Origin of the sequence: Brachybacterium sp. NPDC056505, assembly GCF_042794925.1 — a bacterium.
In the GTDB taxonomy this organism is placed as follows: Bacteria; Actinomycetota; Actinomycetes; order Actinomycetales; family Dermabacteraceae; genus Brachybacterium; species Brachybacterium kimchii.
This window is the reverse complement of sequence record NZ_JBHTSV010000009.1, coordinates 29,109-51,443: the sequence shown is the minus strand read 5'-3', so window position 1 is coordinate 51,443 and position 22,335 is coordinate 29,109. Positions and strand designations below refer to the sequence as shown.

Annotated in this window: 19 protein-coding genes; 13 read left to right on the top strand and 6 right to left on the bottom strand. The window is 72.6% G+C overall.

All coding sequences use genetic code 11. The features are described 5' to 3' along the window. Positions 1–41: 41 nt before the first annotated feature. Genes ACFQ53_RS07865 through ACFQ53_RS07855 form a run of 3 tightly spaced genes read left to right on the top strand, consistent with a single transcriptional unit; the run spans position 42 to position 3,102 of the window. Complete coding sequence (locus ACFQ53_RS07865; protein WP_377857754.1) at positions 42–1,583, top strand: amino acid permease; 1,542 nt, start codon at positions 42–44, stop codon at positions 1,581–1,583. A 50-nt stretch (positions 1,584–1,633) separates the two neighbouring features. Continuing rightward, complete coding sequence (locus ACFQ53_RS07860) at positions 1,634–2,119, top strand: glutathione peroxidase (RefSeq protein ID WP_377857751.1); 486 nt, start codon at positions 1,634–1,636, stop codon at positions 2,117–2,119. A 5-nt stretch (positions 2,120–2,124) separates the two neighbouring features. Beyond that, positions 2,125–3,102 (top strand): o-succinylbenzoate synthase, encoded by a 978-nt coding sequence (locus tag ACFQ53_RS07855; protein ID WP_377857748.1) that lies wholly within the window; start codon positions 2,125–2,127, stop codon positions 3,100–3,102. Positions 3,103–3,175: 73 nt separating this feature from the next. On the opposite strand, the gene ACFQ53_RS07850 is transcribed toward ACFQ53_RS07855, so the two are convergent. Both ACFQ53_RS07850 and ACFQ53_RS07845 read right to left on the bottom strand, forming a co-directional pair. Beyond that, positions 3,176–4,036 (bottom strand): NAD(P)-dependent oxidoreductase, encoded by an 861-nt coding sequence (locus ACFQ53_RS07850; protein ID WP_377857746.1) that lies wholly within the window; start codon positions 4,034–4,036, stop codon positions 3,176–3,178. Beyond that, entirely contained in the window at positions 4,033–4,908 is an 876-nt protein-coding gene (locus ACFQ53_RS07845; RefSeq protein ID WP_377857744.1) for an oxidoreductase, read from the bottom strand. The genes ACFQ53_RS07850 and ACFQ53_RS07845 overlap by 4 nt, the downstream gene beginning before the upstream one ends. A gap of 151 nt (positions 4,909–5,059) precedes the next feature. Between ACFQ53_RS07845 and ACFQ53_RS07840 the strand changes: the two genes are divergently transcribed. The 3 genes from ACFQ53_RS07840 to ACFQ53_RS07830 all read left to right on the top strand — a co-directional run bounded on the left by ACFQ53_RS07840 (position 5,060) and on the right by ACFQ53_RS07830 (position 9,565). Further along, entirely contained in the window at positions 5,060–5,908 is an 849-nt protein-coding gene (locus ACFQ53_RS07840; RefSeq protein ID WP_377857741.1) for a helix-turn-helix domain-containing protein, read from the top strand. Positions 5,909–6,132: 224 nt separating this feature from the next. Next, positions 6,133–7,878 carry a 2-succinyl-5-enolpyruvyl-6-hydroxy-3-cyclohexene-1-carboxylic-acid synthase gene (gene menD, locus ACFQ53_RS07835; RefSeq protein WP_377857740.1) on the top strand — a complete coding sequence of 582 codons (1,746 nt, stop codon included), beginning with the start codon at positions 6,133–6,135 and terminating at the stop codon, positions 7,876–7,878. 145 nt (positions 7,879–8,023) lie between these two features. Further along, positions 8,024–9,565 (top strand): S1C family serine protease, encoded by a 1,542-nt coding sequence (locus ACFQ53_RS07830; protein ID WP_377857738.1) that lies wholly within the window; start codon positions 8,024–8,026, stop codon positions 9,563–9,565. 43 nt (positions 9,566–9,608) lie between these two features. On the opposite strand, the gene ACFQ53_RS07825 is transcribed toward ACFQ53_RS07830, so the two are convergent. Continuing rightward, on the bottom strand, positions 9,609–10,970 hold the full coding sequence (locus tag ACFQ53_RS07825; protein WP_377857736.1) for an isochorismate synthase MenF: 1,362 nt from the start codon (positions 10,968–10,970) through the stop codon (positions 9,609–9,611). 121 nt (positions 10,971–11,091) lie between these two features. Here ACFQ53_RS07825 and ACFQ53_RS07820 point away from each other — a divergent pair, with 121 nt between their 5' ends. After that, entirely contained in the window at positions 11,092–12,579 is a 1,488-nt protein-coding gene (locus ACFQ53_RS07820; RefSeq protein ID WP_377857734.1) for a DUF6350 family protein, read from the top strand. On the opposite strand, the gene ACFQ53_RS07815 is transcribed toward ACFQ53_RS07820, so the two are convergent. Beyond that, positions 12,548–12,964 (bottom strand): hypothetical protein, encoded by a 417-nt coding sequence (locus tag ACFQ53_RS07815; RefSeq protein WP_377857733.1) that lies wholly within the window; start codon positions 12,962–12,964, stop codon positions 12,548–12,550. The two genes, ACFQ53_RS07820 and ACFQ53_RS07815, sit on opposite strands and share 32 nt — an antisense overlap. 93 nt (positions 12,965–13,057) lie before the next feature. On the opposite strand from ACFQ53_RS07815, the gene purN reads away from it, so the two are divergent. From purN to ppk2, 3 genes are all read left to right on the top strand, one after another. Then, the gene (gene purN, locus ACFQ53_RS07810) at positions 13,058–13,636 is read left to right on the top strand and encodes a phosphoribosylglycinamide formyltransferase (protein ID WP_377857731.1); all 579 of its coding nucleotides are present in this window, start codon (positions 13,058–13,060) and stop codon (positions 13,634–13,636) included. A 185-nt stretch (positions 13,637–13,821) separates the two neighbouring features. Next, the gene (gene purH, locus ACFQ53_RS07805) at positions 13,822–15,540 is read left to right on the top strand and encodes a bifunctional phosphoribosylaminoimidazolecarboxamide formyltransferase/IMP cyclohydrolase (RefSeq protein ID WP_377857729.1); all 1,719 of its coding nucleotides are present in this window, start codon (positions 13,822–13,824) and stop codon (positions 15,538–15,540) included. Between the two features lie 149 nt (positions 15,541–15,689). Further along, positions 15,690–16,595 (top strand): polyphosphate kinase 2, encoded by a 906-nt coding sequence (gene ppk2, locus ACFQ53_RS07800; RefSeq protein ID WP_200501891.1) that lies wholly within the window; start codon positions 15,690–15,692, stop codon positions 16,593–16,595. Positions 16,596–16,677: 82 nt separating this feature from the next. On the opposite strand, the gene aspA is transcribed toward ppk2, so the two are convergent. Beyond that, entirely contained in the window at positions 16,678–18,204 is a 1,527-nt protein-coding gene (aspA, locus tag ACFQ53_RS07795; protein WP_377857726.1) for an aspartate ammonia-lyase, read from the bottom strand. Positions 18,205–18,440: 236 nt separating this feature from the next. On the opposite strand from aspA, the gene ACFQ53_RS07790 reads away from it, so the two are divergent. Beyond that, positions 18,441–18,845 (top strand): DUF3017 domain-containing protein, encoded by a 405-nt coding sequence (locus ACFQ53_RS07790; protein WP_377857723.1) that lies wholly within the window; start codon positions 18,441–18,443, stop codon positions 18,843–18,845. A 63-nt stretch (positions 18,846–18,908) separates the two neighbouring features. Here the strand turns inward: ACFQ53_RS07790 and ACFQ53_RS07785 are convergent, their stop codons facing one another. Next, on the bottom strand, positions 18,909–19,550 hold the full coding sequence (locus ACFQ53_RS07785; RefSeq protein WP_377857720.1) for a carbonic anhydrase: 642 nt from the start codon (positions 19,548–19,550) through the stop codon (positions 18,909–18,911). 90 nt (positions 19,551–19,640) lie between these two features. On the opposite strand from ACFQ53_RS07785, the gene ACFQ53_RS07780 reads away from it, so the two are divergent. Together ACFQ53_RS07780 and ACFQ53_RS07775 are read left to right on the top strand one after the other, a co-directional pair. Next, on the top strand, positions 19,641–21,167 hold the full coding sequence (locus ACFQ53_RS07780) for a threonine/serine exporter ThrE family protein (protein WP_377857717.1): 1,527 nt from the start codon (positions 19,641–19,643) through the stop codon (positions 21,165–21,167). Continuing rightward, complete coding sequence (locus ACFQ53_RS07775; RefSeq protein ID WP_377857714.1) at positions 21,164–22,273, top strand: lactonase family protein; 1,110 nt, start codon at positions 21,164–21,166, stop codon at positions 22,271–22,273. The genes ACFQ53_RS07780 and ACFQ53_RS07775 overlap by 4 nt, the downstream gene beginning before the upstream one ends. Positions 22,274–22,335: the final 62 nt, after the last annotated feature.

The following is a 22,335-nucleotide window of genomic DNA, read 5'->3' as shown; positions in this document are numbered from 1 at the left end:
GGCAATCCCCTCCGCGCGTCGCCGCACGGATCCACCCGCCGATGGGTAAGGTCCCGCGGGTGACTCACTCCCCATCCTCCACGACATCGACGTCGACCGGCTCGGATGCCCCGGGCCCGCGCGCCCCCGACGCCCCGCACCTCGAGCGCTCGCTCGGCAACCGCCACATCCAGCTGATCGCGATCGGCGGCGCCATCGGCACGGGCCTCTTCATGGGGTCGGGCAAGACGATCTCGGTGGCGGGCCCCTCCGTGCTGCTCGTCTACGTGGTCATCGGCTTCATGCTCTACTTCGTGATGCGCGCGATGGGCGAGATCCTGCTCTCGCGCCGCGAGTACCGGAACTTCGCCGATTTCACCGGCGACCTGCTCGGTCCCTGGGCGGCGTTCTTCACCGGCTGGACCTATTGGTTCTGCTGGGTGGTCACCGCGGTGGCCGACGTCATCGTGATCGCCTCGGTCTACCTCCGGGACCTGGTGCCGATGCTGCCGGGCTGGGCCACACCCGTCCTCGCGATCGTGGTGATCGCCCTGCTCATCGGCCTGAACCTGCCGACGGTGCGCGCCTTCGGCGAGGCCGAGTTCTGGTTCGCCATGGTCAAGATCGTCGCGATCCTCGCGCTCATCGTCCTGGGGCTCGTGCTCGTGCTCACGGGCTTCGAGACCTCGGCCGGCCCCTCGAGCTTCACCCATCTGTGGGCCGACGGCGGCTTCTTCCCGCGCGGCTTCACCGGCTTCGTCGCCGCCTTCCAGATCGCCACCTTCGCCTTCGTGGGCATCGAGCTCGTGGGCACCACGGCCGCCGAGACCCGCGACCCCGAGAAGAACCTGCCGCGCGCGGTGCGCTCGATCCCCGTGCGCATCCTGCTGTTCTACGTGGGCGCCCTCGTGATCCTCATGTCTGTGATGCCGTGGACGGTGTACAGCGCCGACGACTCCCCGTTCATCCAGGTCTTCGCGACCGCGGGGCTGCCCGCGGCCGCCGCGATCGTGAACCTCGTGGTGCTGACCTCCGCCATGTCCTCGGCGAACTCCGGGATCTACTCGACCTCCCGGATGGTGTTCGGCCTCGCCACCCAGAACGACGCGCCGCGCCTGTTCGCACGCGTCTCGCGCCGCCACGTCCCGCAGAACGCCCTGTTCCTCACGGGAGTGATGCTGCTGGCCTCGGTGGTGCTGCTCGTCTTCGGCCTGGGGGAGTCGACCGCGTTCTCCGTGGTCACCACCGTCTCCTCGCTGTGCTTCATGTTCGTGTGGACGATGATCCTGCTGAGCTACCTGGCCTACCGCCGCCGGCGCCCGCAGGACCACGCCGCGAGCCGCTTCCGGATGCCGCTGGGCGGCGTGATGCCCTTCGTCGTGATGGCGTTCTTCGCCTTCCTGCTGTGGGCGTTCACGGGCGCGTCGGACACCCTCGCGGGTCTCCTCGCGACCCCCGTCTGGTTCCTGCTGGTCGCGATCGGCTACGTGCTGATCCGACGGGACGGCGCGCATGCCGCCCAGCGCGAGGAGTTCCGGGCGCGGGCCGCCCGCGAGAAGGACGAGGCGGCCCGCTGGCGGACCGAGCCCGTCGAGCGGGTCTAGCCTGGACGGGCGCGGCGCCGCCGCACCCACCCGTCCCGCAAGGAGCCCCCATGACCACGCTTCACGACTTCACCGTGCGCACCGCCGAGGGCGCCTCCACTGACCTCTCGCAGTACGCGGGGCAGGCCGTCCTCGTGGTGAACGTCGCCTCGAAGTGCGGGCTCACCCCGCAGCTCGACGGCCTCCAGCACCTGCAGGAGCAGTACCGCGAGCAGGGCCTGGTGGTCCTCGGCTTCCCCTGCGACCAGTTCGCCGGCCAGATGCCCGGGAGCGACGAGGACGCCGTCACCTTCTGCCGCACCGCCTACGGCGTCGACTTCCCGATCTTCGCGAAGATCGATGTCAATGGCGAGGACGCCGACCCGCTCTACCGATGGCTGCGCTCGCAGCGCTCCGGCAAGGACGGAGCGGACATCGAGTGGAACTTCGCGAAGTTCCTCATCGGGCCCGACGGCGCGGTCGTGGACCGCTTCGACCCGACCGTCGAGCCCGCCGACCTGCGCGGTCCCATCGACGCCGTGCTGGCCGCGGCGTGAGCCGCATGCGCATCCCCGCCGCCCTGCGCGAGCAGGGCATCGAGGACGCCCGCTGCTGGTCGATCCCGATGACCACCCGCTTCCGCGGGATCACCGTGCGCGACGGCGTGGTGCTGCGCGGTCCCGAGGGCTGGGCCGAGTTCTCCCCGTTCTGGGACTACGACCCGGCGGAATCGGCCGCCTGGCTGCGCTGCGCGCTCGCCGACGCGACCGCGCCGCGCCCTGCGCCCCTGCGCGAGAGCATCGAGGTGAACGTGACGATCCCCGTCGTCCCGCCCGCTCTCGCGCACCATCTGGCGAGGGTGGGCGGCGCCCGGACCGCGAAGGTGAAGGTCGCGGACGTCGCCTCGAGCCTGCCCGAGGACCTCGAGCGCCTGGAGGCCGTGCGCGACGCCCTGGGGCCGGACGCCCGCATCCGCGTGGACGCGAACGCCCGCTGGGACCGCGACGAGGCGATCGCCGCGATCCCGCAGCTGGACCGCGCCGCGGGCGGCCTCGAATACGTCGAGCAGCCCGTCGCCTCGCTCGAGGACCTCGTGGCCGTGCGCCGCGCCGTCGACGTGCCGATCGCGGCCGACGAGCTCGTGCGCCGCGCCGAGGACCCTCTGCGCGTGGCCCGCGCGGGGGCGGCGGACGTGCTCGTGATGAAGGTGCAGCCCCTCGGGGGCGCCGCACGCTGCCTCGAGCTCGCCGCCGAGGCGGACCTCCCCGTGGTCGTCTCGAGCGCCCTGGAGTCGAGCGTCGGACTGAGCGCGGGCCTCGCCTTCGCCGCCGCCCTGCCCGAGCTGACCCACGCCTGCGGGCTCGCGACCGGAGTCCTGCTCACGGGCGACCTCGTCGCCGCACCGCTGCGCGCCGACGGCGGCACGATCCCGGTCGAGCGCCCGCGGCTCGAGCCCGAGCTGCTCGAGTCCCACGGCGCGCCGCGCGAGCTCACCGCCCGTTGGGAGCAGCGCCTCGAGGCGTGCACGCAGCTGCTGTGACCACCGGCGCGAACGGACCCGAGCCGGGATCGGCGCGGGCGCCGGATCATGAGGGCGTATCCGACAGTGGTGATCAGTCGCCGGTGGGGTCAACGCTCGTGAGCTGGTCGATGACCCGGTGGAGACGTTGTGCCCCCGAGAGCCCTCGTGCTGTGACGGCGGCCGCGTCCACGGAGACCTTGCGCATGGCGCTTTCGAACAGGTCCATGTCCAGGGTCTCCACGGCACTGAGGTGATCGACGGTGGCAGCGGTGATCATGGTCCCGAACAGTCCCAGTGCGGCGCTGTTCCCGCTTCCGAGGCGCATGGCTTCCACGGTCGTGCCGGGGTCGGCTCCAGCCCGCTCAGCGAGGTCCAGGATGTCGGCGATCGCGGCTTGGTTGAGCATGAGCAGCGCGTTGTTGCACAGCTTCGCGAGTTGGCCGGCTCCCGTCCCGCCGAGATGGACCATGTTCGTCGAGTAGGAGCGGAGCACTCGTTCTGCGCGCCGCAGCGCATCCTCTGGGCCGCCTGCGAACACGGTGAGGGTGCGGGCGCGTGCAGCCGGGCGCCCGCCGCTGACCGGGGCGTCGAGCGTCTTGACGTCCCGGTCGGCGACACGCTCCTCGATCCGGCGGGCCGCCTCGGGTGTACCGGTGCCGTGGTTGATGAGGATCGTCCCGGGCCGCAACGCCGGCATCATCTGATCGACGAGGGCCAGGACGTCTTCATCGGTGGCGACGCACAGCGCGATGATGTCGCAGGAGGCCGCCAGGTCGGTGACGCCGTTCGCTGCGACATGGGGTGTGTCGTCGAGGGCGTGCAGGCTGATGGGTCGACGTGCCCACACGTGCAGTTCGAAGCCTGCTTCGGCGATGGCTGTGGCCATCGGCAGTCCTTGGTCGCCCAGGCCGATGAACCCGACGACGGACCCGTCCTCGCGGTGGTTCGTCATGCGGCGACGGCCTCCAGCGCGGCGAGAGCGTCGGCGGGCAGACTGAGCGCGGCCGCGGCGAGGTTCTCACGCAGGTGCGTGACCTTCGAGGTCCCGGGGATCACGAGGATGTTCGGGGCCCGGTGCAGGAGCCAGGCGATCGCGACGGCCTTGGGAGTCGTCCCGAGCTTCTGGGCGACCTGGTCCAGTGCGCCGGACTGCAGGGGGCTGAAGCCACCGAGCGGCCAGAACGCCGTGTACGCGATGCCCTGCTCGGCGAGGGACCTGATGAGGTCCTCGTCACCGCGGTGGGCCACGTTGTACCAGTTCTGCACGGTCACGATCGGTGCGATCGCCTGCGCTTCTGCGACCTGCTCAGCGTCCACGACGGAAAGGCCGAGGTGCCGGATCTTGCCTTCCCGGCGCAGCTCGGCCAGCGCCCCGAAGGGCTCGGCCAGCGACCCGGGCACGGGCGAGTGCCCGTCAGGACCGCCCCCGACGCGGAGGTTGACCACGTCGAGGACGTCCACGCCGAGGGTCTCCAGGTTGGATTCGACCTGCTCGCGCAGCTGCTGCGGGCTTCGGGCGTGCGGCCATCCCCCGTTCCCGTCGCGAATGGACCCGACCTTGGTGACGATCTGGATCTCGTCGTACGGGTGGAGTGCCTCTCGGATGATCTCGTTGGTGACGTGCGGGCCGTAGAAGTCGGCGGTGTCGATGTGGTTCGCGCCGGCCTCGACCGCGGCACGCAGGACAGCGACCGCCTCCTCGCGGTTCTTCGGGGGGCCCCACACTCCGGGGCCGGCGAGCTGCATGGCCCCGTACCCCATCCGGGAGAACGGAGTCCCGTCCGCTGTCGTGAAGATCCCTCCGGGTGCGTTGTTCGCAGTCATTTCGCGCTGTGTCCTTTCCGGTCACCCCTGCTGGAGTGCAGGGGACGCGATGACCACTGTTCGCCGATGGTGGGGGGCCCGCCAGGTTCCCCGTGTTCCTGGGAGTATCAGGGCCACCCATCGGCATGACGGTGGTTCCTAGAGTGGCGACATGGCAGACACCGTGAACCTGCTCGGGCAGTACCTGCGTGCCCGACGCGACCTGGTCACTCCAGCGCAGGCGGGGATACCTCAGATCGGGATGCGTCGCGTGCCGGGGCTGCGCCGCGAGGAGGTCGCGATGCTGGCGGGGATCAGCTCGGACTACTACCTCCGGCTCGAGCAGGGCCGTGACCACTCCCCCTCACGGCAGGTCCTGGAGGCTCTGGCCCGCGTGCTGCAGCTCGACGAGGACGGCGCCGTCTATCTGTTGTCCCTTGCGGGGGACCGGCCGCGCCCGACTCGCCGACGCGTCCGCAGGGAGGTCGTGCCGGCGGGGGTGAGCACACTGGTGGACACGATCGGGTTCCCCGCGTTCGTCGAGGGCCGCTACTTCGATGTGCTTGCCGCGAACCCGATGGCCGCGGCCCTCTCACCTCGGCTCACCGTGGGCGCGAACCGTCTGCGGGATGTGTTCCTCGACCCGGCGGAGCGTGACCTCTACCCGGACTGGGACGCGGTCACGAGGCAGCTGATCGCCGGGTTCCGGGAGTCGGTCGGCACGGACGTCGAGAACCAGCGTTTCGTGGAGCTCGTCGGCAGCCTGTCCCTGGCAAGCCCACGGTTCCGTGAGCTCTGGGGCCGGCACGACGTCACGCGCCGCGAGGGTGCCACCATCACTCTCGATCACCCCCAGGTGGGGGCGCTCACGCTGTACAGGGAGAAGCTCCCGATCACGGGGACGGCGGGCCAGATGCTCGTCCTGTACCACCCGGAGCCGGGCGGGAAGGATGCGGATGCTCTGACGCTGCTGTCTGCCTCTGCTCTTCCGGTGCGGGATCCCGCCCACAGCGACAGGTGACCTGTTCAGTGTCTATGCGTGTGGGCGAGATGTGCCAGGGACGTGGGCAGTGGGTGGGACGGCGCTCGAGCGGTGCGTGCCGGGGAATGGTGTGCTGGAGATGGATTCCGCGAGAACTCGCTACTCGATACGACGAACTTGTGGTCGGGTATCGAGCCGGAGATTTCTCGAACTGCGTGGTCGCCCGGCGCAACCATTCCAGAGACACGCCATAGCCTGGGACCATGACCGAGCACCCCGCGCCCGCCCGCCGCCCTCTCCGGGCGAATCCGGAGCCGATGACCATCCCCGTGCCCGCGCCCCTGGGCTCCGGTGCGGTCGAGGAGGCCGTGGCGATCTGGCGCACCCTGGTCGCGCTCGGCGTGCGGCACGCGGCGATCAGCCCGGGCTCGCGCTCGGCGCCGCTCGTCTACGCGCTCGAGGATCCGGAGATCGCGGGCCGTCTCGAGGCGCACGTGCGGATCGACGAGCGCGCCGCCGCGTTCACGGCCCTCGGCATCTCCCGGCGCGATCCGGCATCCCCGGGCGTCGTGGTGACCACCTCGGGCACCGCGACGGCGCATCTGCACGCCGCCGTCCTCGAGGCCCACCACTCCCGCACTCCGCTGATCGTGCTCACCGCCGACCGGCCCATCGAGCTGCGCGACGTCGGCGCGAACCAGGCCACCCACCAGGTCGGCATCTACGGGGACGCGGTGCGCTTCGCGACCGACCTCCCGGCGCCCTCGCGGGACGGGGCGACGGAGGTCGAGCTGCGCACCGCCGTGAGCACCCTCGCGCGGGCCGTCGCCGCCGCGACCGGACCGCATCCCGGCCCCGTCCACGTGAACCTCTGCCTGCGCGATCCGCTCGTGCCCCGCGCCGGGACGGTCGACGGTCCCGCTGCCGCGGCGTCGGGGACGGAGCCGGAGCCGGAGCGCGGCGATCGCCTGGTCGTCACCCGTCGGATCCCTCCTCGCGAGCCCGCACCGGTCGCGCTCACGCCCGATCCGCGCGCCGTCGTCGTCGCCGGGGACGGCGCGGGGCCCGCGGCCCGCGCGTTCGCCGAGGCCCACCGGCTGCCCCTGCTCGCCGAGCCGAGCTCCGGATCCCGCGGCGGACCCAGCATGGTCACGGGCTACCCGCAGCTGCTCGCGCAGGTCATGGCCGACCCCGACCACTCGCTGCGCCCCTCGCAGGCGATCGTCTTCGGTCACCCGACGCTCTCGCGGCCCGTGGTCGGCGCACTGCTGGGCGCCGCCGACGTCGAGACGATCATCGTTGACCCGACCTCCTCCTGGACCGACGCCTCCCGCACCGCCTCCCTCGTGGTGCCCGCCCTCGCCCTGCCCGACGCTGACGACCGCGAGGACAGCGCCCCGCGGCTCGAGGACTGGCGCCGTGAGGGCGCGCTCCTCGTGGAGGCGTCCGAGCCGACGTGGCAGCAGCGCGCGGCGCTCGCCGTCTGGGAGGCGACGGGGGAGGACGACACCCTCGTGCTGGGCTCCTCATCCCTGGTGAGGGATCTCGAGCAGCTCGCCCCGGCCGCACGCGGCAGGGTGCTCGCCGGCCGCGGTCTGGCCGGGATCGACGGGATGGCCTCGACCGCGGGCGGATACGCGCTCGCCGCCGAGCACGCCGATGCAGGGTCCGCCGACGCCGGGCGCGTGCGTCTGCTCGTGGGCGACGTGACGGCGCTGCACGACCTCACGGGCCTGATCGTCGGCCCCCTCGAGCGCCGCCCCGCGCTGGACGTGATCGTGGTCGACGACTCCGGCGGCCGCATCTTCTCCGGGCTCGAGCACTGGCGCGCGCATCCCGAGCTCCTCGAGCGCTTCTTCACGACCCCGCACGGCGCCGACATCGCCGCCGCGGCGCGCGCGCTCGGCGTCGACGCGGTGCGGTGCGAGGGCCCGCAGGCCCTCGAATCCCTGGTCAGTGGCCTCGGGCAGTCGGGCGACGGGCTCCGCATGATCGTCGTCGGCCCCTGAGCACGGTCCCCGGGATCGGCCCCTGAACCCGGACCCCGAGCCGCATCCCGCGCCGCGCCCCGACCCCCGCCGGGCGACGCACGACACAGCAAGCGCACAGCTCGGTCGCAAGGACTTCAAGGCACGGAGGGATGGAATGACTGGCATGTCATCCGAGGAATCGAACGCCCCGCAGGGCACCGGAGCCCAGGACGGGTCCGGCCCCCGCCGCCCGTCCGACGACACCGCAGAGCAGCCGACCGCCACCGATCCCACCGAGCAGCTCGGTCGGGTCGAGGAGACCCAGCGCCTCGACGGCCTCGGGGCCGACGGGTACGGCCCCGCATCGTCGGGCGGCGATCCCTACGGCGGCGCGTCCCCGGCACCCGCCGCCTACGGATGGAGCGATCCGCAGAGCCCTCACAGCGCCCAGAGCGCGCACAGCGCGCAGGGCCCGTCTGCCTCCCCGAGCTGGGGAGCGCCCGCGAACGGCGCGGCCGGCGCTGCGGCGCCCGCCGGCGTCCCCGCCGCGCAGGGCCCGGAGCCCGCGATCCAGGGCTCGGCACCTGCGACCCGGCGCCGCGGTCCGGGCTGGGTGGGCGTCGCGGGCCTGGTGATGGCCGGCATGCTGCTCAGCAGCGGGCTCACCCTGGGCGGCGTCATCGCCTACGACCAGGTCGACGGGCAGGGTGCGCGCTCCGCCTCGTCGTCGACGTCGTCGAGCAGCGCGAAGACGGCGGACGCGAGCCCCGTCGCCCAGGACGGCGACAACCCGAACTGGGAGAACGTCTCGGAGAAGGTCTCGCCGAGCACGGTCGCGATCTCCGTGAGCACGGCCTCGGGGCAGGCCGAGGGGACCGGCGTGATCTACCGCGAGGACGGCACGATCATCACGAACAACCACGTGGTCTCCGGTGCGCAGAAGGTCGAGGTGTCCCTCACCGACGGCCGCACGTACACCGCCCGGGTGATCGGCACCGACGCGACCACCGACCTCGCCGCGATCAAGCTCGAGGACCCCCCGGACGACCTCACCCCGGCCTCCTTCGGGGAGTCCGACGACGTCGCGGTCGGCGAGGACGTGATGGCCGTCGGCACCCCGCTCGGACTCGAGAACACCGTGACCACGGGCATCATCTCCGCCGTGCATCGTCCCGTGACCACGCAGGGCGAGGCTGTCGACGGCTCCGACTCGACCTACTCGTCGGCCCTGCAGACCGATGCCGCGATCAACCCCGGCAACTCCGGCGGCCCGCTGGTGGACGCGAGCGGGGCGGTCGTCGGCATCAACTCCTCGATCGCGACCTTCTCCCAGGAGGGGGAGTCCTCGTCCTCGCAGTCCGGGAGTATCGGCCTGGGATTCGCGATCCCCTCGGACACCGTCACCCTGATCGTCGACCAGCTCATCGAGAGCGGGAGCGCGAAGCACGCCCTGCTGGGCGTCACCGCGCAGGACAGCAGCCAGGAGGTCTCCGGCGCCAGCTACCGCGGGGCGCTCGTGCGCTCGGTCGAGCGCAGCTCGGGGGCCTCGGACGCCGGCCTGAAGGAGGGCGACCTCGTCACCCAGGTCGACGGCGTGCCCGTGAACGGCGCGGCGGCGCTGACCGGCATGGTGCGCGGCCTCGAGGTCGGCTCCTCCCACAAGCTCACGATCGTGCGCGACCAGAAGGAGATCACCAAGGACGTGACCCTCACCGAGGCCGGCTGACCGATGCCGGGGTGACCGCCCGGGACCGAGGCCCGGCGGGCGCTCAGTCCTCGGGGCGGCCGATGGCGCGCAGCACGGGCCGGGACTTCGCGAGCGCCTCGGCGTGCTCGAGCACCGGGTCAGATCCCGCGACGAGACCGCCGCCGGATTGCACGCGCACCCGCGTCGGCGTCTCCAGGTGGGCCATGCGCAGGGCGATCGCCCACTGCCCGTCGCCCTCGGCGTCCATCCAGCCCACGGGGGAGGCGTAGCCGCCGCGGTCCCGGACCTCGAGCTCGGCGATCGCGGCGTCGGCCGCCTCCCGCGGGGTGCCGCTCACGGCGGCCGACGGGTGCAGACGGCCCGCCACGTCCAGGCTCGTGACTCCCTCGCGCAGCTCTCCCGCGACGTCCGAGGCGAGATGCTCGAGGCCGGGAAGGCGCAGCACGAACGGCTCGGCGGAGGCGGTGATCTCCGTGGTGAGGTCCGCCAGGCGCGAGGTCACCGAGTCGATCGCGAAGGCGTGCTCGGCCAGCTCCTTGGCGTCGCTGCGGAAGGCCCGACGGTCCTGCTCGGCGAGCTCCGAGCCCTCGGCGACCGGCCGGCTGCCGGCGAGGACGCGGCTGAAGAGCCGCCCGTGTTCGGTGTCTGCCAGCATCTCCGGGGTCGCGCCGATGACGTCGGACAGGTGGTAGACCCAGGTGGTCGGGTAGGACTCGGCGAGGCGGCTGAGCAGGGTCGCCACCGGCTGCGCCTGCTCGAGGTGCACGGTCGAGGACTCCGAGAGCACGATCTTCTGCGCGCGGCCCTCCTCGATCATCCCGAGCGCGCGGCGCACCAGCTCCTGGTACTCGTCGGGCGTGTGGTCCGGGTCGATCTGCACGCGCGTGCGCTCGGCCCGCGGGGTCGAGGGGAACATGTCCCGCCAGTCCGTCGGGGCGGCGCCGGCCGCGTCCGGCGCGTCCTCCTGCTCGTCGAGCACGTCGACGAGGGTGAGGAACGGATCGTTGTCGAGCACTCCGAGGATCGCGCGCGGCACCAGCAGCGTGGAGGGGCGCGGGGAGCTCGCGGAGTAGGAGAAGCTGCCGAAGGCGATGAGTCCGCTGCCGCGCGTGCCGACCTCGTCGTCGATGCGGGCCGCGGCGGCGAGCTCGCGGAAGCGCGCGGAGGCGTCCTCGAAGCGGTCCGGGCCGCTCGTGGTGCAGGTCCAGGCGGTGCCGATGCCCACCATGCCCTGACCGTGGCGCAGCCAGGCGGCGGTGAGGTCGCGCGGCAGGTGCGCGGGCAGGTCGATCTCGTCCTCGAGGCGCAGGGTGCGCACGCGCAGCGCGGGCGTCGCGGCGGACCCGGCGTGTGCGCGGGGCGCACCCGGCGCGGAGTGCGCGGCGACGGCGGACGGATCGGGGACGGGCTCTGAGGTGGACATCAGCACGATTATGCGACACGGACCCTGCGCGCTGGACTTGCCGCGCTCTGCGGGTCACAGTGGAGCGCGCCCGCGGTGGACGGGGCGACCCGACCGGGACCGGACCAGGACAGAGGTGGACGTGGCAGGCAACGGCGGAGGCGGCGGCAGGGCTCGCGAGGACCGGGCCCGCACGGACCGGGGCGACGTGCGGCTGGACTCCCCGGTGCTCGCGGGGGCGCTCGCGGCGCTCAGCGCGCTCGCCACGGGCCTCGCGATCACCGTGGTCCCGGCGCTCGTCGCCCAGCTCTCCTCCGCCCAGGGATCCCTCGGCGTGCTCGGCGCGATCCTGCTGGCCCTGGACGCGCTCGTCCTGGGGCACGGCGGCAGCCTGCTGCTGCAGGCGGGCTCGGTCACCGGCTCGATCGCCGTGATGCCCTTCGGACTCACGATCGTGCTGCTCGTGGTCGTCGCCCTCGCGGCCCGGCGCGCGGTGCGTCGCCTCCGCCCGATCTCGGCAGACGGCGCCCTGCGGGCTCGAGCCCTGCGCGACGGCGGCATGTGCCTGGGCGCCCTCGTGGTCGTCTACACCGTCGGGCTGGGCGTGCTCGCCGCGATCGCCCGCAGCACGCTCGTGCACGCGGTGGTGCCCTCCGCGGTGGTCTCCGGGGCGCTGGTCTCCGTGGTCGGAGGCATCGCCGGCGCGCTGCTCGCCCTGCGCCGGCGCGGCGGCGGTGGCGTGCCCGAGGTGCGCATCCTCTCGCTCCTCCCCGCCCCCTACGGCTCCGTCGCCCGGGCGGTGCTCCTCGCGCTCGCCGGCCTCGCCGCCTCCGCGGCGCTCGTGTGCACGGCGATGATCGCCGTGCGCTTCGGCGCCGTGGCCTCGCTCCATGAGTCCCTGCACGCGGGCTTCTGGGGATCCGTGGTGCTCCTGCTGCTGCAGCTCGCCCTGTTCCCGCTGATCGTCGTGTGGGTGCTCGTGGTCATTTTCGGCGGCTCGGTCACGCTCGGGGCGGGCAGCGTGATCAGCCTGGCGGGCGCCGAGACCACGGTCATGCCGGCCCTCCCGCTGCTGGGCATCGTGCCGGATCCGGGCACCGCGCCGTGGTGGACGCGCCTGCTGCTCGTGCTGCCCGTGATCGCGGTCGCGCTCGGCGCGATCCGCCTGTGCCGCGACCTGGTGGGGGAGGAGACCGACGGCGCCTCCGCGGAGCCGGTGCTGCGCGAGCGCGTGATCGCCCTCGTCGCCTACGCGGTCGCCCTGCTGCTGCTCGTGCTGCTCGTCGCGGGCCTCGCCACCGGCGGCATCGGCGACGGCTCGCTGGAGGCGCTGGGGCCGCGGATCGGCTCCCTGCTGCTGCCGCTGCTGGGGATCGTCGTGGTGCCCACCGCCGCCGTCGCCGCGGTATGCCTCACGCCGGCCCTGCCCTGGGCGCGCGCCCGGTGGGCGGGGCTGCGCGGTCGCGTCGAGGCGGCCGAGTCCCGCGAGAACGGGAGCGAGAGCTCCCATGAGCACCGGGCCGAGGGATCCCGCGGGAGCTCCCGCGCGGATCGCGCCGACGACGAGTCCGCCGGCGTCCGGGATGCCGACGCCGCGGTCAGGACCCCGTCAGATCCTCCATCCAGCTGAGCACCGAGCTCTGCACCTCGTCCCGGCACGCGTCCTGCGCCTGCTGGGTGAGCGCCTCGTCCCGGCACTGCTCGAGCTGCGACATCGGGCCGTAGAAGATCGCCCCGGTCACCGAGCCGAGCACGATCATGAACACCGCGGGGACGCCCACCACCGCGGACACCACGGCCATCGCCGGCCGGCGATCCTTCCAGGCGGCGATCACGAGCCGTACCAGCAGCACGCCCGTGACGATCCCCGCGACGCCGGCGAGCAGCGACCACGGCAGCGGCAGCATCATCAGCACCCACGAGGCCAGCAGGGACACGAGCAGCCGGGTCAGGATCCGGCGGTAGCGCAGGGTCGACTCGGACGGGGCGGGGGGCTCTGGCGCGGGACTGCTCACCCGACCATTGTGCCCGCTGCGCGCCCTCGCCCCCTGCACATGCCCTCCCGGACGCCCGCGCTCGCCCCGGCCCTCTCCCCGTAGGGTTGCCCCGTGGCTCCAGCACGCATCGTCGTCCTCATCTCCGGCACCGGCAGCAATCTCGCCGCGCTCCTCGCCGCGCAGCAGGAGCGGGAGTGCCCCTTCGAGATCGTCGGCGTGATCGCCGACCGCGCCGCCTCCGGCCTCGCGCATGCGCAGAGCGCGGGCGTGCCGACGGCCGTCGTCCGGAAGGGCGACCACCCTGATCGCGCGGCCTGGGACGAGGCCCTGGCCCGCGAGGTCGCCGCCCTCTCGCCGGATCTCGTGGTGCTCGCCGGCTTCATGAAGCTCATCGGCCCGCCGCTCCTCGAGTCCCGGCCCGGGCGCATCATCAACACGCATCCCGCCCTGCTGCCGTCCTTCCCCGGCGCCCACGGGGTGCGCGACGCCCTCGCCCACGGGGTGAAGGTGAGCGGGGCCAGCGTCATCGAGGTCGACCCGGGCGTCGACACCGGGCGGATCCTCGCCCAGCGCGCCGTGGACGTCCTGCCCGAGGACACCGAGGAGACCCTCCACGAGCGCATCAAGGTCGTCGAGCGCGAGATGCTCGTCGACGTGGTGTGCGAGCTCTCGCGCACGCTCGCCTCCTGACCCCGGCCGCTCCTCCCGTCGGCCCCCGATACACTGTTCCCACACGACTGGCGCAGGTGGGCGGACCACCGGGGAGTGACGATCGTGGGCATCGACCGCCTGGGTGCCCGCATGTGATGGCGGCGACCGCGTCCGCGCGACCGTCGCACCGACCGCACCGCACCGATCCGCGAGGAGAACGCTCCGTGAGCTCCACCGACCGCCGTCCCATCCGCCGCGCCCTGGTCTCCGTCTTCGACAAGACGGGTCTGACGGACCTGGCCCGCGCCCTCTCCGAGGCCGACGTCGAGATCGTCTCGACCGGCTCCACCGCCAGCACCATCCGCGAGGCCGGCTTCGCCGTCACCGACGTCGCCGAGGTGACCGGCAGCCCCGAGATGCTCGACGGGCGCGTGAAGACGCTCCACCCGCGAATCCACGGCGGGATCCTCGCCGACCTGCGGCTCGAGGACCATCGTTCCCAGCTCGAGGACCAGCAGATCCAGCCCTTCGACCTCGTCGTCGTGAACCTGTACCCCTTCGAGGAGACCGTCGCCGCGGGCGGCGCCTTCGACGAGATCATCGAGAAGATCGACATCGGCGGTCCGTCGATGGTGCGCGGCGCGGCGAAGAACTTCGCCTCCGTCGCCGTGGTCGTCGACCCCGAGGACTACGCGCGCGCCGGCCGCGCCGCCACGCGCGGCGGCTTCACCCTCGACGAGCGCCAGGAGCTCGCGACCATCGCCTTCGGCCGCACCAGCGAGTACGACACAGCGATCAGCGACTGGATGCTCGGCCAGCTCGACGGGCCCGACGCCGACGACGCCGCCTCCGCCCTCGGCGCCGGGACCCTCCGCGGGGCCGACGGTGGAGTCTCCGACGCCGTGGACGCCGATCCCGCCGACGACGACTCCGACTCCCCGGCCTATCTCCTGGAGATGGACGACGAGGAGGCCGACGAGGCGGGCCTGCGCACCCTGCGCTACGGCGAGAACCCGCACCAGCGCGCCCGCGTCGCCGTCATCGACGACGAGAACCCCGGCCTGGCCGGTGCCGAGCAGCTCGGCGGCAAGGCCATGAGCTTCAACAACTACGTGGACGCCGACGCCGCCACCCGCGCCGCCTACGACCACGACCAGCCCTGCGTGGTCGTCATGAAGCACAACAACCCCTGCGGCATCGCCGTCGCGACCGAGGACGAGGACCTGGCCGCCGCGCACGCACGCGCCCACGGCACCGACCCGCTGTCCGCCTACGGCGGCGTGATCGCGACCAACCGCCCCGTGACCCTTGCGATGGCCAAGCAGGTCAAGCCCGTGTTCACCGAGGTCATCCTGGCTCCCGCATACGAGGACGAGGCCCTCGAGCTGCTGCGCACGAAGAAGAACCTTCGCATCCTGCGGATCGCCGACCGTCCCCGCGGCGGCGTCGAGATCCGGCAGATCTGGGGCGGCTCCCTGATCCAGGAGTCCGACGCGTACCAGGCGGAGGGCGACGAGGCCGCCGCCTGGACCCTCGCCGCTGGGGAGGCGGCCGACGAGAAGACCCTCGCCGACCTCGTCTTCGCGTGGCGCTCGATGCGCGCGGTGAAGTCCAACGCGATCCTGCTGGCCAAGGACCTCGCGGCCGTCGGCATCGGCATGGGGCAGGTCAACCGCCTCGACTCGTGCCGTCTGGCCGTGCAGCGCGCCAACACGCTGGGAGAGCACCTCGAGGGCGAGCGGGCGCCGGAGCGGGCCCACGGAGCGGTCGCGGCGTCCGACGCCTTTTTCCCCTTCGCCGACGGCGCCCAGATCCTCATCGACGCGGGCGTGAGCGCGATCGTGCAGCCCGGCGGCTCGATCCGCGACGAGGAGGTCATCGAGGCCTGCCGCGCGGCGGGAGTGACCCTCTACCTCACGGAGACCCGCCACTTCGCGCACTGATCCGCACGGGGCCACCGCCTTCGCGCGGTGGCCCCGCCGCGTCCGACTCCGGTCGAGTTCACCCGCCGGACAGATGCGCCGCATACCCTGGGGAGCAAGCCGATCCCGGCCGCCCTGCGAGAGCGTCCGGATGTCCGAAGGAGAGTCGCGTGAAGGTCCCCGACAACCAGAACCTCAGGGAGTACATCGAGCATCTGAGGGACGAGGGGTACACCGTGGCCGACGGGCACACGCCCGATCCGGACCTCATCGACCCGCAGGGCAACCCGGTGTACACCTGGCAGGAGGGGTACCCGTACGACACGCGCATGGACCGCGACGAGTACGAGCTCGAGAAGTACCGCCTGCAGGTCGAGCTGCTGAAGTACCAGTACTGGCTCGAGGACAACGACCAGAAGTCCATCATCATCTTCGAGGGCCGGGACGCCGCCGGCAAGGGCGGCACGATCAAGCGCTTCACCGAGCACCTGAACCCGCGCACCGCGCGCGTGGTCGCGCTGAACAAGCCCAGCGACCGCGAGAAGGGCCAGTGGTACTTCCAGCGCTACATCCAGCACCTCCCCACCGAGGGCGAGATGGTGCTGTTCGACCGCTCCTGGTACAACCGCGCCGGCGTCGAGCGCGTGATGGGCTTCTGCACCGATGAGGAGTACGAGGGGTTCATGAACCAGGCGCCGCTGTTCGAGCGCATGCTCGTGGACTCCGGCATCCACCTCACCAAGCTCTGGTTCTCCGTCTCCCAGCGCGAGCAGCGCACCCGCTTCGCGATCCGTCAGCTGGACCCGGTGCGGCGCTGGAAGCTCTCCCCGATGGACCTGGAGTCGCTGGACCGCTGGGAGGCCTACACGGAGGCCAAGGAGGAGATGTTCCGCCGCACCGACAAGAAGTACGCGCCGTGGACGATCATCCGCTCCAACGACAAGAAGCGCGCGCGCCTCAACGCGATGCGCTACTTCCTCTCCCAGTTCGAGTACGAGGGCAAGGACCACGAGGTCGTGGGGGAGCCCGATCCCAAGCTCGTCATGCGCGGCAAGAAGGAGGAGGCCGACGAGTAGTCGGCGTCCGCCTGCGGCCAGGATGCGCGAGGCCCCGAGGAGCACTGCTCCTCGGGGCCTCGCGCATCCGGCAGGGGTGCGGTCAGCGACCCGTCTCGGTCACCGCGTTGTCGTCGGCCACCATGCGCGGCACCTCGCCGGAGTCCGTGGCGGGGTCGACCACGGGGATGGTGCCGGTCGGCGTCGGACGGTGGGGGCGGGTCATCATGGTCGGGGAGAGCAGGGCGCTCAGATGCGCCTCGTCCAGCAGGCCCGCCTCGAGCACCAGGTCGCGGACGGGCCGGCCCGTCTCGAGGGCGGTGCGCGCGACGTCGGTCGCGGCGGCGTAGCCGATCACCGGCACGAGCGCGGTGACCACGCCGATCGAGCGCTCCACGTAGTCCTCGAGCACCTCGTGGTTGGGCTCGATGCCGCGCACGCAGCGGTCGGCGAGGGTCGACATCGCATGGGTCATCGAGAGCATCGACTCGAGGATGTTGAAGGCGATCACGGGCTCGAAGGCGTTCAGCTGCAGCTGCCCGGCCTCGGCGGCGAAGGTCACGGTGAGGTCGTTGCCGATGACCTCGAAGGCGACCTGGTTGACGACCTCCGGGATCACAGGATTCACCTTGCCGGGCATGATCGAGCTGCCGGGCTGCACCGCGGGCAGGCGGATCTCGGCGAGCCCCGCGCGCGGGCCGGAGCTCAGCAGGCGCAGGTCGTTGCAGATCTTGGAGATCTTCACCGCGATGCGCTTGAGCACGCCGGAGAAGGTGACGAAGGCGCCCGTGTCGCTCGTGGCCTCCACGAGGTCGTCGGCGACCACGAAGTCCACGCCGGAGATCTCGGAGAGGTCCTCCGCCGCGAGCTGCGCGTAGCGGGGGTCGGTGGTGATGCCGGTGCCGATCGCCGTCGCGCCGAGGTTGATCTCCTTGAACAGGCGGCCGGTGCGGGTCAGGCGCTCGATGTCCTCGGAGATCGTGGTGGCCCAGGCATGGAACTCCTGGCCGAGCGTCATCGGCACGGCGTCCTGCATCTGCGTGCGGCCCATCTTCAGGACGTCCGCGAACTCGTCGCCCTTCTCGCGCAGTGCGACGATGAGGCCGTCCATGGCATCGGCGAGCTTCGGGAAGCTCAGCAGCAGTGCGAGGCGCACGGCCGTCGGGTACACGTCGTTGGTGGACTGGGCGAGGTTCACGTGGTTGTTGGGGTGCAGGTGCTCGTACTCGCCCTTGGCATGCCCCATGATCTCCAGGGCGCGGTTCGCGATGACCTCGTTGGCGTTCATGTTGGTGCTCGTGCCGGCGCCGCCCTGGATCACGTCGACCACGAACTCCTCGTGCAGCTGGCCGTCCGCGATCTCCTGGCAGGCCTGCTCGATCGCGGCGGCGCGCTCGTCGTCGAGCGCCCCCAGCTCGTGGTTCGCGCGGGCGGCCGCGCGCTTGACGTGGGCGAGGGCGACGATGAGCTCCGGGAAGTGGGAGACCGGCACGCCGGTGATGCGGAAGTTCTCCTGCGCCCGCAGGGTCTGGATGCCGTAGTAGGCGTCACCGGGGACCTCGCGGTCTCCCAGCAGGTCGTGCTCCAGCCGACCGGGTACGGCGGTCTCGGGCGCAGACGGGGTGGTCATCGGGATGCTTCTCCTCGGATCGCGGCTCGGGCCGACGTCCTCGACGGCCCGTCTCCACCCTAGACGGGCGGGGGAGCGACGCGCCGGGTGCGGCGCGGACGGTGCGGGGCCGATGCGCAGATCGTCCCGCCGACGGGACAGGCGTCCGCCGCACTCCGCGGGACGTCGCCCGACGGACCCCTCGGCACCGCCTGCCTCGGATCCCGTGCCCATCCCCAGCCCGTACGATGGCGCGCATGTCGCCGAGCACGTCCCCGGGCCCCGGCGTCGGCCCCGAGGCGGGCGCCGACGCGGGGCGCGAAGCACACGCCGACGCGGGGCACGACGCCCACGCCGATGCCGTCGGCTCCGCCCCGCGGGGCCCGCGCCGGGTGCCGTTGGGCGAGGGGCTGCGCCGTCAGACCCTCCTGCTGCTCGCGCTCATCGCGCTCGTGGCGGTCCTCGGGTTCGGCGCGTTCACCAATGCCGTCGTGGCCGGTCGCTCGCTCGCCGCGCTGCTGCTCGTGGTCGCCCTGCTGAGGGCGTGCCTGCCGACCTCGCTGCTCGGGGCGCTCGTGGTGCGCTCGCGGGGGCTGGACGTGCTCGTGATGCTCGTGCTCGCGGGCGGCCTCGCGGTGCTCTCCGCGGCGCCCAACCTCTGAGCGCCCCGGTCGCCGGGCGCTCGATGTCGGGCCCGACGGGCCGAGCCCCGTCGGACCGCGGCCTCAGGCCTCCGGTCCGCTGACCACGCGCACGGTGCCGCCGGTGAGCCCGTAGACGGCGCCCGCGAGCACGATCTCCCCGCGCTCCTCGGCCTCCCGCACGATGCTCGAGCGCTCGCGCAGCTCGTCGAGGGTGCCCAGCACGTGGGCCTCGACGGCGTGCGCGGCGGGGTCCTCGGGATCGAGGTGGTCGCGCACGTGCTCGACGAGGATCGGCATCTCACCGGGCAGCTGCGTGCCCTCCTGGATCGCTTCGACGGTCGCGCCGACGGCGCCGCAGGACTCGTGGCCCAGCACCAGCACGACCCGCACGCCCAGGACGGCGACGGCGAACTCGACCGAGGCCTGCATCGAGCGTCCCAGGACGTGACCCGCGTTGCGGGAGACGAACACGTCGCCGAAGCCTTGGTCGAACAGCAGCTCGACGGGCACGCGGGAGTCCGAGCACCCCAGCACCGTGGCGTAGGGGGCCTGGCCGGTCTCGAGCAGGCGCCTGCGCGCCTCGTCCTGGTGCGGGTGCAGCACATCGCCGTCCACGAATCGCCGATTGCCCTCGAGCAGCGCGGTGAACGCCTGCTCCGGGGTCGAGGAGGGGGAGGGGGTGGAGGACGCAGGGTTCGCGCCGGTCACGTCGGAGTCGTTCACAGATGTCTTCCTTCCGGGGTGCCGTGCGCACAGGGTCGCCCGCTGGAGGGGTGGCGCGCAGGCGCCCGTCAGTGTGACACGATTCGGGCCGTGCCCACCGACATCGTCCGCCTGCACTCCGTCTTCGACCTCGCCATGCGCGTCGGCGAGGGTCTGCTGACCAACGGAGCCGCCGCCTCCGAGGTCACGGCGACCGTGCTCAGGATCATCAGCTCCTCGGGTCTCCGTGATGTCGTGGTGGAGGTCACCTTCAACCAGGTGTCGCTGTCCTACCTCCCCGACGACTACTCGACGCCGTTCACGAGGATCCGCGCGACCGGCAGCCGCGTGCAGGACTTCGCGCGGCTCTCGGCCTTCGAGGAGGTGACCGAGCACTACATCCTGGGCACCGTGAGCCTCGAGGAGGCGCTCGTCCAGGTGCGCTCGATCCCGCAGCAGAGACCGCACTATCCGCGGTGGCTGGCGTTCCTGGGGTTCGCGGTGATGGGCGGTGCGGCGGCCTTCAGCTTCGGCGGGACGATCCTGGTGGTGCTCACCGCGACCCTCGCCAGCGGCGCCCTGGTCGCCCTCACCGAGGTGATGGCGGCGCGCCAGATCCCCATGTTCTTCGGACAGGCCGCGGGCGGCCTCATCGGGGTGGTCGTGGCCGTGGTGCTGCACGCCCTCGCGCCCGCCCAGAACTCGGCCATCGTGGTGGTGGCCTGCATCATCGTGCTGCTCGCAGGTCTCGCCTCGATCGGGTCCATGCAGGACGCGATCACCGGCTGGTACGTCACCGCGTCGGCCCGCATCCTGGAGACGCTCATGCTCACCGTGGGCATCGTGGTGGGCGTGCGCGCCGGGCTCCTGGGGGCCGAGCTGCTCGGGCTCCACATCTCGGTCGAGGCGACCGCCCCCGTCACCCTCGCCTCCCTGGTCGCGGCCGCCGTCTCCGGTGCCGTGATGGGTCTCGGATTCGCCGTCGGCACCTTCACCCCGGCCCGGGTGCTGGGCTGGATGGCCATGGTCTCCTCGGTCTCCGCGGTCGTCGTCTACCTGCTCACCGAGTTCGTGTTCGACCGCGTCTGGGCCTCCGCGTGCGCGGCGTTCGTGGTCGGCGTGCTCGCCGTGCTCGTGGCCCGACGGGTGCGCGCCCCCGCGCTCGCCCTGATGATGGGCGGGATCATCCCGCTGGTGCCCGGCAGCCGCATCTACCGCGGGCTGCTCGCGCTGAGCGAGGACATCGGCCGCGGCGGCGCCGAGCTGTTCAGCGCGGCGGAGATCGCCGTGGCGATCGCCGCGGGCGCCGTGCTCGGCCAGCTGCTCGCGACCCGTGTGCTGAGCCGTCGCGGCGCGGCGGGCTGGGCGTTCACGCCCGTCGTCGCGACGCCCTTCCAGACGCCTCGCCGTCGCCGTCTGACGCTCCCTCGGCGCCGTCGGCGCGACGCGGGCCGCATCGAACCCTCTACGATGACCGGAGAGATGTCGGCCCTGCCGCCGTCGGTCCTCCACGACCTCCAGCAGGAGCTCGATCTCGATGCTCCCGCAGGGGCCGTGGGCGGTCCGGGCGGCCACGCCGGATCCGGCACCACCGACGGCGCGCGACGGAGCGACGCCCCCACCCAGGAGGACCGATGACCACCACACTCCTCGCCACGGGCTGCTACTCGACCTCCGGGTCCGGCCGGGGCAGCGGCATCGAGCTGCTGCGATGGTCACCGGACCCGGGGAGCGGCGCATCGACCGTGTCCGACGACTCGACCGCGCCCGACGGCGCCGTCGGGGGCGTCGAGGTCCTCGCCCGCGCCGAGGTCCCGGACCCCTCGTTCGTCATCTGGAGCGAGGACGGAGCGCTGCTGTACGCGGTCACCGAGACCAGCCCCACCCACGTGCTCGCCCTGCGCCCCAGCGAGGACCTCGCCTCCCTCGAGACCGTCGCCGACATCGCCCTGCGCGGGGAGGGCGGCTGCCATCTCGCGCTCGGGCCCGACGGCCGCACCCTCATCGTCGCCCAGTACGGCTCGGGCAGCGTCGAGACGCTCGCGCTCGACGAGGACGGCGTGCCCGTCTCCCTCATCGACGAGGACGACCACGGCGACTTCGGAGAGGGGCGCACAGCCCATCCCCATCAGGTCGTCCTCCTGCCCGGCACCGACCTCGTCGCCGTGCCCGATCTGGGCCTGGACCGCGTGATGCTCTACCGGCAGGACATCGACGGGCACATCGACCTGGCCGCCGAGATCGCGCTCGAGCGGGGGAGCGGGCCCCGGCACCTCGCCGCCGATCACGAGAGCTCCGAGCTGCACGTCTCCTGCGAGCTCAGCGGCCGCATCGCGACCGCCGTGCGCGCCCGGCCGGGCAGCACCGAACGGCAGTTCGTGGGCGACGGCTCCTCGATCGAGGCGAGCTGGAAGGTGTCCTCGAGCGTCCCGTCGAGCGGCGTCGAGGGGGAGAACGCGATCTCCCATCTCGAGCTGACGGACGACGAGCATCATCTGCTGGTCGCCAACCGCGGCCCGAACACCCTGAGCGTGCTCGACCGCGGCCAGATCGCCCCGCAGCTGATCGCCGAGACCGGCGTTGGCGCCCACCCGCGCCACTTCACCCAGGCGCAGGGGCATATCCTGGTCGCCGCGCAGGAGGCGGACCGCATCGATGTCCTGCGCTTCGACGGCCGGGACCTGACGATCGCCTCCGATCCGATCCCCTCGCCGTCCGTCAGCTGCCTCGCCCCGCGACCCTGAGCTCCGCCGCTCGCGAGGGCGAATCCAGAGACCGGCCCGCCCGGGCCGCCCCCGACCAGAAG